9 protein-coding genes and 1 pseudogene are annotated in these 11872 nt (G+C 70.6%); 4 read left to right on the top strand and 6 right to left on the bottom strand.

The window, feature by feature from the left end; genetic code table 11:
* Positions 1-40: 40 nt before the first annotated feature.
* The 3 genes from trxA to MUN33_RS02705 form a co-directional block, all read right to left on the bottom strand.
* Positions 41-370 carry a thioredoxin gene (gene trxA / locus MUN33_RS02715; protein ID WP_244803373.1) on the bottom strand — a complete coding sequence of 110 codons (330 nt, stop codon included), beginning with the start codon at positions 368-370 and terminating at the stop codon, positions 41-43.
* A gap of 144 nt (positions 371-514) precedes the next feature.
* Positions 515-1450: a thioredoxin-disulfide reductase gene (trxB, locus tag MUN33_RS02710; protein WP_244803372.1), complete on the bottom strand. Its 936-nt coding sequence runs from the start codon at positions 1448-1450 to the stop codon at positions 515-517.
* Entirely contained in the window at positions 1447-2055 is a 609-nt protein-coding gene (locus MUN33_RS02705; RefSeq protein WP_244803371.1) for an RNA polymerase sigma factor, read from the bottom strand. Before MUN33_RS02705 ends, trxB begins: the two co-directional genes overlap by 4 nt.
* A gap of 136 nt (positions 2056-2191) precedes the next feature.
* Here MUN33_RS02705 and MUN33_RS02700 point away from each other — a divergent pair, with 136 nt between their 5' ends.
* Positions 2192-2743 (top strand): hypothetical protein, encoded by a 552-nt coding sequence (locus MUN33_RS02700; protein ID WP_244803370.1) that lies wholly within the window; start codon positions 2192-2194, stop codon positions 2741-2743.
* 115 nt (positions 2744-2858) lie between these two features.
* Here MUN33_RS02700 and MUN33_RS02695 read toward each other — a convergent pair whose 3' ends face one another.
* The 3 genes and pseudogenes from MUN33_RS02695 to MUN33_RS02685 form a co-directional block, all read right to left on the bottom strand.
* On the bottom strand, positions 2859-6260 hold the full coding sequence (locus MUN33_RS02695; protein WP_244803369.1) for a lipid II flippase MurJ: 3402 nt from the start codon (positions 6258-6260) through the stop codon (positions 2859-2861).
* A complete protein-coding gene (locus MUN33_RS02690; protein WP_244803368.1) occupies positions 6253-8619 on the bottom strand; it encodes a hypothetical protein in 2367 nt (788 codons plus the stop codon). The genes MUN33_RS02695 and MUN33_RS02690 overlap by 8 nt, the downstream gene beginning before the upstream one ends.
* Positions 8620-8639: 20 nt before the next feature.
* A pseudogene (locus MUN33_RS02685) lies at positions 8640-9137 on the bottom strand (NUDIX hydrolase); the annotation flags it as partial.
* 220 nt (positions 9138-9357) lie between these two features.
* Here MUN33_RS02685 and MUN33_RS02680 point away from each other — a divergent pair.
* Genes MUN33_RS02680 through MUN33_RS02670 form a run of 3 tightly spaced genes read left to right on the top strand, consistent with a single transcriptional unit; the run spans position 9358 to position 11838 of the window.
* Positions 9358-10806: a CCA tRNA nucleotidyltransferase gene (locus tag MUN33_RS02680; RefSeq protein ID WP_244803462.1), complete on the top strand. Its 1449-nt coding sequence runs from the start codon at positions 9358-9360 to the stop codon at positions 10804-10806.
* Positions 10803-11501 carry an AzlC family ABC transporter permease gene (locus MUN33_RS02675; RefSeq protein ID WP_244803367.1) on the top strand — a complete coding sequence of 233 codons (699 nt, stop codon included), beginning with the start codon at positions 10803-10805 and terminating at the stop codon, positions 11499-11501. The genes MUN33_RS02680 and MUN33_RS02675 overlap by 4 nt, the downstream gene beginning before the upstream one ends.
* Positions 11494-11838: a branched-chain amino acid transporter permease gene (locus MUN33_RS02670; protein WP_244803366.1), complete on the top strand. Its 345-nt coding sequence runs from the start codon at positions 11494-11496 to the stop codon at positions 11836-11838. Before MUN33_RS02675 ends, MUN33_RS02670 begins: the two co-directional genes overlap by 8 nt.
* The last annotated feature ends 34 nt before the right edge of the window (positions 11839-11872 follow it).

Genomic DNA, 11872 nt, shown 5'->3' with positions numbered 1-11872 from the left:
CTCGTTTCCGTCACAGGTCGTTGATCGTCAGGGGCAGCGGTCACGCGGAAACGAGGGGGTCGAGCACCGCGGAGAGGTCCGCCTCGGACTGACGCCCGTGCAGTTCCACCACCTTCTTGCCACCCTGGAACACCATGAGCGCCGGGATCGACATGACCTGGAACATCGACGCCAGCCCCCGCTCCTCCTCCACGTTGACCTTCGCCACCGTGACCTGTCCGTCGTAGGCGGCCGCGATGTTGTCCAGCGCCGGCTCCATCTGGACGCACGGCTGGCACCAGCCGGCCCAGAAGTCCACCAGGACGGGAACATCCGACTCGATGACGGAACTGCGGAACGTGTCCTGGGTGACGGTCACGGGGACGGGCATGGGGAGTATCTCCTGGGGGTGGCGGGAGCAGCAATGTGCACACCACAATACCTGTGGGAGCAGAGGCACGGAAACATACCCTGAACAGTCACGAACCGGTCACGGTTGGGACACGGAACGGCTAAGCCGGGCATCCGTGCCCGCTCAGAGAGCGGCCAGATAACCTTCAGCGTCCAGCGCGGCACGGCAACCCGACCCCGCGGCGGTGATCGCCTGCTGGTAGTGGGAGTCCACCAGGTCACCGGCGGCGAAGACGCCCGGCACGGAGGTCCTGGTGGAGGGCTCGTCGACCTTGACGTATCCGTTGTCCCGGAGCTCGACCTGTCCGTCGAACACGGCGGTGCGCGGGTCGTGCCCGATCGCGACGAACATCGCGTCCATCGGCACCTCGCGGACCTCGCCGGTGACGGTGTCCTCGAGCTTCAGCGCCCGGACACTCCCCTCGCCGACGACCTCGACCACCCGGGAGTTCATGATCATGTCGATCTTCGGGTTGTTGCGCGCCCGTTCCTCCATGATCGCGGAGGCGCGGAACTCGTCCCGGCGGTGGATGATGGTCACCCGGTCACCGAACTTCGTCAGGAAGTCCGCCTCCTCCATCGCGGAGTCGCCACCGCCGATCACGGCGATCTGCTTCTCCTTGAAGAAGAAGCCGTCGCAGGTCGCGCACGCCGACACCCCGTGGCCCAGCAGGTCCGCCTCACCGGGGACGCCGAGGTAGCGGGGCTCGGCGCCGGTGGCGAGGATGACGGTGCGGGTGTGGAACTCCTCCTCGTCGGTGAAGACCTTCTTGACGTCGCCCTCGAGTTCGACGCGCACGACGTCCTCCATGCGCAGGTCGGCACCGAACCGCTCCGCCTGGTTACGCATGTCGTCCATGAGTGCCGGCCCCATGATGGACTGCGGGAAGCCGGGGAAGTTCTCGACCTCGGTGGTCTGCATGAGCAGGCCGCCGAAGTCCATGCCCTCGAACACGAGGGGCTTGAGCTCCGCGCGGGCGGCGTAGATGGCGGCGGTGTAGCCGGCGGGGCCGGAACCGATGATGACGACGTCGTGCACAGACGGGGTGGAATCACTCATGCCGACGATTCTAGCGACGCACCGGCCACCGCCGGTGCGACCCCGGCCTCCGAGAGACGGACGCGCAGGTGACGGTGCGCCCGGGCCCGCCGCGACTTCACCGTCCCGGTCGGGATACCCAGGTGCGCCGCCGTGTCCCGGAGCGACCAGTCACGCATGTCGGTGAGCACGACCACGTCCCGCAGCCCGGGGTGCAGTTGGTTGACGGCCTCGTGGAGCAGGATGCGGTGCACGGTCTGGCCGGCGTCGGCGGTGCGGTCGTCCGGCAGGTACCGTAACCGCTCCCCCAGCTCCACCGCGGGCGTCAGTTCGTCGTTCCTGCGTCTACTGTCGCGCAGGTGCGTCAACGCGGTGTTGCGCATGATGGTGTGCAGCCAGGCCGCGGCCGACTCCGTGCCGCGGAAGGTGGCCGCCGTCCGGTGGATCTTGAGCAACCCCTCCTGGAGGACGTCCTGGCGGTCCTCGACGGGCACCCCGGCCTGGTGCAGGGCCCAGCCCAGCAGGCCGGAATGACGACCCACCAGGTCGGTGAAGGACGTGTCGCATCCGGCGAGGTGCCGGCGGAGCAGTTCGGCGTCGGACGGCGTGACGGATGGTGCGGTCATGAAAGTTCCCCCTTGAGAATGTGTCCCCTGCCCTCCTCCGTCCCCCGGGGGAGAGCCTCGCACACAAGCTTAGCGGAGAGAACATACCCGCGCAGGGCCTGTGGACAACTTCCTCAGGCGACGTAGGATCGGCGGAATGAGGGCTCTGTGGTTCACGACGTGGGGAAGCACACGCGAGGAACGTCGTCGCACTGTGCCGGGTGACAGTCTCACCCGCCCACACCCCCACCTACGCGCCGACCGGGCGATCACGCTCTCCGCGCCGCCGCAGGACGTCTGGCCCTGGTTGATGCAACTGGGCCAGGACCGTGGTGGCTTCTACTCGTGGGAGTTCCTGGAGAACCTCTTGGGCAGTGAGGTCCGCGGCGTCCGGGAACTGCGTCCCGAATGGTCAACGAGAACTGTCGGTGACACCGTCCGGCTCGCACCTGAGCTCCCGTTGACGGTGCACCAGGTGACGCAGGAGGAGTCGCTGGTGCTGGTGGGAGGCGATCCCGGCGCCATCCCGGAGGTTTTCACCTGGGCATTCGTCCTGACCCCGGTAGCGGACGGCACGCGCCTGCACGTGCGTGAGCGCTACCGGTTCGCATGCGCGCACCATCGGCTCCTGACGCCGTTCCTCGCGATGGCGTCGTGCGTGATGACCGTACGGATGCTGCGGACCATCCGGCGGCTCGCCGCTTCCTGAACTACGCTGCAGGTCACGCCGCACCGCCGTATCCGGACGTATCGCGAAGTATCGTGCCGTATCCAGTTTTCTGGATACGGCACGATACTTCGCGATACTTAGGTTGATCCCGTGCTCACTCCCGCACGCCGTGCACCGCGACCTCCCCCACCGACGCCGCCTCCGGCATCGGCAGTTCGGTGATCCACAGCAGCACCCGGTCGCCGGCCGGTGCGTCCTCGCCGTTCAGCGTCAGCGTCCCGCCGGACGCGGTCTGCGCATCCAGCAGCTGCGTCTGGTCCACCGCGGTGATCTCACCGGAACCGGTCCGCATCTCGATCCGCGTACCCGCCGGCACCCCCTCGAGGTCCACCGACGTCACCGACGTCGGCCCGTCCAGCGACAGCATCAGGCCGATCCCCGGCTTCAGGGACGACGGCCCGTCGCCGAGCTGGTCGACGTACTGCGCCGAACTCCAGGTCGTCGCGGGGTCGCCGTCGACGATCAACGGAGCCTCCCCGGGACTGTCCAGGGTGCCGGTACCGGCGTCCGCCGGCGCCCATTCCGCCGCCTGTGACACCGCCACCGGCTGCGGGGCCGGCGCCGCCTGCTGCGAGGTGCTCTGACCGCCGCGGATCGAGTCCGTCGTCACCGGTGAGTCACGCCGGTCACCGCCGAAGTAGGCCACGGCGACGACGATCAGCGCGACGATGAGGAACAGTCCGCCGATCGTCACCGTCATCGACAGGGCGGTGCGGCCCGGCTTCTCCGGTGCGGCACCGAAACCGGCACGCTGCTCCGGGTCCGGGGCCACGTCGGCACTGGTCACCAGGTCCGAGTCCGGCGACTCCGAGGTCGTCGCCGCACGCAGGCGTGCCGCCAGCTGCCGGGCGTCGACACCGTCGACCCGGCGGGCGTCGTCGAGGATCTCCTGCAGCTCCGCGGGGATCAGCTCCCGGGGCACCGAGCTCAACAGCATGTCCAGCGACACCGCGATGGCGTGGACGTCCTGACGCGCCGAACCACCCGGCAGCACGCCCGGGAACGCGAGCACGGCCCGGCCCTCCGAGCTGATCCGCAGCCGGTTGCGGTGGTCGATGCCCAGCGACCCGCCGAGGTCCTCGACATCGCCGGCGGCGTCCGCCAGGTCCGCCATCGCGTAGCCGGCGGCCAGCGGGTCGGGGCCGGACTCGGCCACCCGCGTCAACGGTGCACCGTCGGTCCAGTCCGCCACGACGACGACCAACGTCCGGGCGTCGCAGATCTCCCGCACCCGGGCCACACCCGGGGACGACACCTTCGCCAGCGTGGCGCTGAGGTCCAGCAGCTCCCGCGAACCCACCCCGGCGACCTGCGGGTCCAGGATGGTCAGGGCCACCAGGTCCCCGGTCTCGTTGTCGCGGGCCTGCCACAGCCGGGCCGCCGGCGACCCGCCGTGGTCCGAGAGCAGCCGGAACCGGCCGTGCAGGATCGGGGCGCCCGGGACCAGGCGCGGACCGCGGACCCGTCCGGCGGATAGCGGCGGCATCGCCGGGCCCACCACGTCCTGCCCGGTGAGGCCCGTCATCCCGGCGATCGGCATCTCGGTGATGCGCGCGGACGGACGCTCCTGCGCCTCCGCGGCCGCGGCCTTGGCGAAGAACCGTCCCACACCGGGCAGCCGGGCCAGCGTCGCACCGACGGTCACCACCTCCGGCAGCTTCGACCGCGACATGATCGCGGTGACGATCGCCAGGAAGACGACACCGGAGACCATCAGACGCAGCAGGTACCCGAAGACGAACCCGTCCGGGACCAGGAAGTGGTCGACGAGCACGTCGAGACGCCACACCACCAGCGCGGAGACCGCCGACGCGCCACCGGCCCACAGCGACGTCCGCAGCACGCTGCGCATCCCCAGGTGCCCCAGCGAACGCTTCAGCAGCCGGTGGCCGATGATCGCACCGGCGACGAAGCCCATGCCGTTGGCCGCACCCAGCAGCACCACCACCAGACGCGGCTCGCTGGCGATATGCGGGGCGAGGTACGCCAGGGTCACCTTGGTGATGGTGATCCCGCCGATGATGAACGTCGGCGTCCACACCTCCTCCCGGGCGTAGAACACGCGCAGGTGCAGCAGCACGATCGCGTACGGGATCAGGGTGAACGCCGAGAAGCTGATCGTCCAGCCCAGGACGTTCGCGTCGTCGAGCGAGAACTCCTGGTAGGCGAACAGGGCCGGGGCGATCAGTGTGCCGAAGGCGGTGAAGAACACGATGACCGGCACCATGGCCAGCATCGTCAGCTTCGTCGCCATGGTCAGGTCCTTGACCACGGCCTTGTCGTCGCCGTCGGCGGCGTTGCGCGACAGCCGCGGCATCACCGCGGTCAGCAGGGTCACCCCGATGACACCGTAGGGCACCTGCAGCAGCTGCCAGGCCTGCATGTAGATCGTCGGCCCCGCGCCGGAGCTGGACGCGATGCGGTTGTTCAGCACCCAGCCGATCTGCGAGATCAGCACGTACACGACAATGGCCAGGGCCATGCCGCCGAACTGCTTGAGCCGGTCGTCCAGCCCCCACAGCGGGCGGATGTCGACCCCGGCCTTACGCAGGTACGGCACCATGATCGCCGCCTGGACGACCACACCCAGCGTGGTGCCCAGCCCCAGCAGCATGATGTGCGGGTCGGTGATCGACACGGTGTCGTTCGGACTGAGCTTCGAGTCGTTGGGCAGCAGGATGTAGAGGCTCAGCACCGCCAGTGTGACCAGGTTGTTGACCACCGGTGCCCACGCGCCGGGTTTGAACACGCCCTTGGTGTTCAGCACCGCCATCATCACCGCGAACATCGCGTAGAACACGATCTGCGGCAGCACCAGGTAGGCGAACGCGGTCGACATGCCGATGTTGACCTGGCCGTCGGAGTCCAGCGACACCCGGGTCAGCAGGGGCGCGGCCAGGACCGCGATGACCGTGACGGTGATCATCAGCGTGAACGTCAACGTCAGCAGGCGCCGGATGAACGCCGCACCGCGGTCCGGGTCCTCCTTCTCCGCCCGCACCAGCAGCGGCACCACCAGACTGGTCAGCACCGCGCCGAGCACCAGCTCGGTGATGAGGTTCGGCAGCGTGTTCGCCGTGTTGAACGCACTGGCGACCCCGGCGCCGAGAGCCCAGCCGATCAGCGCGGTCCGCAGGAAGCCGGTGATCCGGCTCAGCAGGGTGGCGACGGCCATCGACCCGGTGGCGCTGACGACGTCCGCGTCGGAGGCGGTCGTCGCGGCCGAGCCCTCGTTGCCGTCGCCGGAGGAGGCGGTCTGCCCGCCCGCCTTCGTCAGCCGCGGGTCCGTCGCCGCCCGCTGGGCGGGGGACATGTTCAGCTTCGAATGGTCGGCCCCGGGATCGGTGCCGCCGGTGCCGTGGCTGTCGTGGTCGGCCGATCCGGAGGAACGGGACGGCCGGGGCGGTGCAGCTTTCGCCGGCGGGGTGGCGGCGCGGAACCGCCCCCGTACGCCGGGATGCGCGGCGTCGCCGGGGTCTTCTCGAGAATCAGTCACCGCTCCATCTTCGTGCACTCCCCCGGCGGTTCGCTAACTGCCGGCGTCTCTTCGTCACCCGGATCAGCGTGAAAAGGCCGAAAACCACGGCCACACCGACGCCCACCACGAGCGCCCCGTTGCCGGGACCGGAGGCCATCCGGATCGTCACGGGCTCGGAAATGCGCATGTCATCGGTGGTTTCCAGGAACATGGTGAGGTCGGTGTCGTGGATGTCGGTGGGGAAGGACGTCGTCATCTGCAGCGTCACACTGCCCTGTGCGGGAATCTGCTGCACCCCGGGCGTGTTGAGGGTCACCCCGTCCTCCGACTCGTAGTCGACGTTGACCCGTACCGGCAGCGGCAGACCGTTCCGGGCCACCACGATCAACGGCGAGGAGTCGCTGGCGCGGGTGAACACGCTCCCCGGCGGCAGCAGCGACACCGACTCCCGGAGGTCACCGGTCAGGTCACGGACCCGGCCCCGGCGCTCCGCCGCCCGGTCGCGGGTGGTGGCGCTCTCGTCGGCGACACGGCGGCGGTGGTCGGTCAACGACCGCAGCAGGTCGTCGATCATCGGGCGGGTGAAGATCTCCGGCGTCAGCGCGACATTGTCGTCCTCGACCATGATCCTGGCGACGTCGTGGACGTCCGCGGCCAGCTCCCTGCCCTGGGCCACCTCGTCCTCCCCCACCGGCGCGGGGTCGTCGGCCGGGACCTGCACCGTGCCGTCGGACGCCACCCCGCGCAGCGCCGCCCCGAAGGAGACGGCCCGGGCCGACCCGTCCTCCAACCGTCCGGCCACGGCCTCGAGCCAGGTCCCCGCGTCGTCGCCGTCGACGGTCCACTCCGGCGGCGGGGAGGCGATGACGTTGCCGGCCGGGGACCCGTCGGACGCCGCGGCACCGCGGAGCTCCAGGTCGAGGACGCCGACCGCGGCCGCCATCCGTTCGGTCGGCGTGTCGTCGCCGAGGTCACGCCGCGTGCCCGGTGTGCTGTAGGCGGCCGTGGCGGGATGCTCCCCCGTCGCGGCGAGGGCCGACCCCAGCGCGGCGGGGAACCGCAGGGCGCGCGTCCCCCCGGGCAGGGTGACGACACCGGACTCCCCGCCGTCGTCCGTGGCCACCGCGTCATCGGCCACCAGCACCGTGGTCGGCGTCGCACGGTCGGCGTCGTTGAACCGCTGCACCGACTCCTCCGACACGTACCCCGACCCCGGGACGACGACACCGGTCGCCGCCGGGGTGTCGAGGACCTCGGCGATCGTCTCCGCCCCACGGTCCGAGAGCTCGGCCACCCGCGGGTCCCCGAGCGCGGAGACCGCGTCGACGTCGGCCCCGGCGAACGGCAACGGGACCGTGCACTGCCCGTCGACGACGGCGCGCAGGTCGTCGAGCCAGGACGCCGCGTCGGCGGCACCGGTGCCCGCGACGGAGTCGTCACGCGCGCCGCCGCCGGCCCACCGGTCCCGCAGACGCACGGGCTCCTGGACGGGGCTGGGGGCCTCGCCGACCCGGTAGCCCGTGCTCATCCGCGACACCGTCTCCAGGAGGTCGGGGTCGATCGCGATACACGTCGCCTCCTTCAGGTCGTCGGACTCCGCGGCCGCCGAGCGGTAGGTCGACAACAGGGTGCCCAGCCGTCCCTCGGGCCGGAGCTCCTCGGCCAACGACTCATCGGGCAGGTACAGCTGGCTGGGCTCCGGGGCGTCGCCCACCTGGCCGGCGCCGGCGGTGGCGCTCGACGACAACGGCCACAGCATCGTGATCCCCGCCGGGCGCGCGGCGTCGGGGTCGTCAGCGGGGTCGGCAGGGGCGTCCTCGGTCACGGTGACCGTCGTGCGCGTCGCGGCGACGAAGGACGTGCCCGCCCCGCCCAGGTCGGCGTTGAGGTTGAGCAGCAGCGGGTAGACGCCCGGGCCGCCCACCCCCAGGCCGCTGAGACTGCCGGCGCGGCCGTCGACCGGGACGGTCAGGCGGAACTGACGGTCCTCGCCGGGGGCCAGGGTGCCCTCGAGCTGCTGGAACGGCCCCACCCACGGGTACTCCCCCTGGTTCGACATCAGCGACGTCGCCACCGCCTCCGGGCGGGCCACCGCATCCTGGTGCTGCGTGCGCAGCTGCAGGCCGGACAGCTCCTGGTCCGAGGAATTCGTGACCCGGACACGCAGGTCCAGGGCGCCGCTGCCGGTGACCGTCGCCGGCTGCTGCCCCAGGATCTCGAGCGAGACCCCGCTGTCCGGGTCGGCCGACCGGGCCTCCGGGTTCGCCCAGATCGGTCCCCCGTCGGGCCCGTCCTGCGCCGACACCGGGACCGTCGTGGCGACCATCGCCACCACGGCCGCCGCACCGCAGGCCAGCGGACGTGCCGCCCGTGTCATCCGCGCCAACCGGCCCACCACTACCTCGGGGTACGTCGCCCGGCCTTCGCCTCCGCGCGGGCGAGGTCGGGCAACCGGTCGTGGGCCTGACGGGCGAGTTTGCGCTCGTCGGCGTAGGCGAGACGCTCCACGAGGTTGCTCACCGGCAGCCACGCCACCTCGGTGACCTCGGGATCCTCGTCGTTGAGGTCCCCGTCGACGTAGCGCAGCAGGTGGTGGTGCACCGTCTTGTGGATCCGGCGGCCCTCGGACACGAACCAGTAGTCGATGGTGCCCAGGTCGCTGACGACCTCCCCGCTGACCCCGGTCTCCTCCCACACCTCGCGCTCGGCGGTGGTGTGGTGGGACTCGTCCGGCTCGATGTGGCCCTTCGGGATCGACCACAGCAACCGGCCACGACGGTCCAGACGCCCGATGAGCGCGACGTACATCCGCGACAGGTCGACCGACCCGTCCCCCCGCACGGCCTCGGCGAGGCCGGACAGCACCAGACCGCCGGCGCTGGTCTCCACCGAGGTCGGCAGTTCACTGTGGTCACGCTGCTGAACGGAGCGTGCCGGAGAGCGGCGCTGGTCCGGCCGTGAGGGGCTCCCGTTGGAGCGGCGACGCCGTTGGTTCATGGGGAACAAGGGTAGTGCCTGCGGGGCCGTTTGTGGGAACTGTAAAATCCGGGGGGTGACGCGACGGCAGACAGAGGACAACACGGCGGACGACCGGGACACCGGGGGCGCAGCGGCGATGCTCGCCACCGCGTGGTCGGCGGTGAAGGACGACGCCAGGACCGACCGGACACTGACCGCGCTGGCGGAGGCCTTCACCTCCCGCGGGCACGCCCTCTACCTCGTCGGCGGCTCGGTCCGCGACGCCCTGCTGGGACGGTTGACCCCCGACGCCGACTTCGACCTGGACTTCACCACCGACGCCCGGCCCGACGTGGTCACCACCATCCTCGACGACGTCGCCGAGACCGTCTGGGACACCGGCATCGAGTTCGGGACCGTGTCCGCCATGTTCCACGGACTGACCGTGGAGATCACCACCTTCCGCGCCGACGCCTACGACGGGGCGTCCCGGAACCCGGAGGTCACCTTCGGCGACACCCTCGACGGCGACCTGGTGCGCCGTGACTTCCGCTGCAACGCCATCGCACTGGAACTCTCCGCCGACGGCGACCACGAACTCCGCGACCCGCTGGACGGCCTCGACGACCTCGTCGCCGGCGTCCTCGACACCCCCGCCGCGCCGGAGCAGTCCTTCCACGACGACCCGCTGCGTATGCTCCGGGCCTGCCGCTTCGCCGCCCAGCTGGGGTTCACCGTGGCCGACCGGGTACGCACCGCCATGACCGGGATGGCCGACCAGATCACCCGCATCACCGCCGAGCGCGTCGCCACCGAACTGAACAAGCTGATGCTCGGCGCCGAGCCCTGGACCGGCCTGGACATGATGGTCGACACCGGGCTCGCCGACCACGTCCTGCCCGAACTCCCCGCCCTGAAACTCACCCAGGACGAGCACCGCCAGCACAAGGACGTCTACGCCCACTCCCTGCAGGTCCTGCGCAACGCCACCGGGCTGGAGCGACGCCTCGGCGACGAGGTGCCGGACGAGACACGCCTCGTGCTGCGGTGGGCCGCCCTGCTGCACGACATCGGCAAACCCGACACCCGCGAGTTCACCGACACCGGGGCCGTGACCTTCCACCACCACGAGGTGGTCGGCGCGCGGATGGCCCGACGCCGGCTCAAGGCGCTGAAGTACCCCAAACGGCAGATCCAGGACATCGGCCAACTGGTGTTCCTGCACATGCGCTTCCACGGCTACGGCGACGGCGCCTGGACCGACTCCGCCGTCCGACGCTACGTCGCCGACGCCGGTGACCTCCTGCCCCAGCTGCAGGTCATCGTCCGGGCGGACTGCACCACCCGCAACCGGCGCAAGGCCGGACGCCTGCAGCGGGCCGTCGAGGACCTCGACACCCGCATCGTCGAGCTCAAGGAGCAGGAGGACCTCGACGCCGTCCGCCCCGACCTCGACGGCAACGAGATCATGACCGTCCTCGGCCTGCCGCCGGGACCCGCCGTCGGCAAGGCCTGGGCGTTCCTCAAGGAACTGCGCCTGGACCGTGGCCCCATGGACCGCGACGAGGCAATCGCCGAGCTGAAGCGCTGGTGGGAGACCCAGTGAGCCCCACCGTCACGGCGGAGTTCCGGAAGGGGATCCAGGACAGCTGGACGGTGGCCCTGGGGCTGATCCCCCTGGGGCTGGCGTTCGGGCTGCTGGTCACCCAGACGGGTTTCGCCTGGTGGTGGACGCCGGTGTTCAGCGTCGTGCTCTACGCCGGGTCCATGGAGTTCCTGGCGATCACGCTGGTCACCGGCGGTGTCGCGCCACTCTCCGCCGCGCTGTACGGCTTCCTGGTGAACTTCCGGCACGTCTTCTACGGGCTGAGTTACCCCGTGGAGGCGGTGCGCTCGCCGGCGGCGAAGGCCTACGGTATCTATTCGCTGACCGACGAGACCTACGCGATCCTGTCCACGAAGAACAAGTCCGTGTGGACCCAGCCGCGGGTGATGGCGGTGCAGGCGTTCTGCCAGTCCGCGTGGGTGGTCTTCGGCATCGTCGGTGCCCTGGTCGGCTCGGCACTGCCGCTGGACCTGGTGGGCCTGGACTTCGCCCTGACCGCCCTGTTCGTGGTGCTGGCGATCGAGGCGTTGGACGTCAGCCGGGACGTGTGGCTGCCGGTCGTCGCCGTCGTCGCGGGCGCGGTCGGATTCCTCGTGAGCCGGGAGCAGATGCTGCTGGTCGGACTGTCGCTGTACTTCGTGTACCTGGTGGGACGGTTCCTGTGGACCCGGCGGAAGGAGGACCGCGGTGTCTGACGGACTGCCCGCCGGCGTGGACCTGACGAACACCCTGCTGATCCTGGGCGGGGTCGGGCTGGTGACCCTGCTGCTGCGTGCCCTGCCGTTCGCGGCGATGCGCTACTTCCGGGAGTCGGCACTGGTCGCCTGGCTGGGGATCGCCATGCCCGCGGGGGTGATGACGGTGCTGGTGCTGTACACGCTGGTCAACTCGACGGAGAACCCCGGTGGCGTGGGGGCGGCGCTGATCGCCGTGGCGGTGACCGCGGGGGTGCACCTGTGGCGGCGTTCGGCGACGACGTCGATCCTGCTCGGCACCGTGATGTACATGCTGCTGGTGAACCTGGTGTTCTGACCCCCCTCTCCTCCCCGATGTCGGATTGTCGCCC

The organism is Corynebacterium kalidii (genome assembly GCF_022869005.1).
Classification (GTDB): domain Bacteria; phylum Actinomycetota; class Actinomycetes; order Mycobacteriales; family Mycobacteriaceae; genus Corynebacterium; species Corynebacterium kalidii.
The sequence above is the reverse complement of the archived record's forward strand: the minus strand, read 5'-3'. Positions and strand labels throughout refer to the sequence as shown.

Excerpts from the sequence above, each read along its gene's own strand:
- MUN33_RS02680 (WP_244803462.1), top strand. The coding sequence starts at position 9,358 with ATGCTCGCCACCGCGTGGTCGGCGGTGAAGGACGACGCCAGGACCGAC.
- MUN33_RS02700 (WP_244803370.1), top strand. The coding sequence starts at position 2,192 with ATGAGGGCTCTGTGGTTCACGACGTGGGGAAGCACACGCGAGGAACGT.
- MUN33_RS02690 (WP_244803368.1), bottom strand. The coding sequence starts at position 8,619 with ATGACACGGGCGGCACGTCCGCTGGCCTGCGGTGCGGCGGCCGTGGTG.
- trxB (WP_244803372.1), bottom strand. The coding sequence starts at position 1,450 with ATGAGTGATTCCACCCCGTCTGTGCACGACGTCGTCATCATCGGTTCC.
- MUN33_RS02705 (WP_244803371.1), bottom strand. The coding sequence starts at position 2,055 with ATGACCGCACCATCCGTCACGCCGTCCGACGCCGAACTGCTCCGCCGG.
- trxA (WP_244803373.1), bottom strand. The coding sequence starts at position 370 with ATGCCCGTCCCCGTGACCGTCACCCAGGACACGTTCCGCAGTTCCGTC.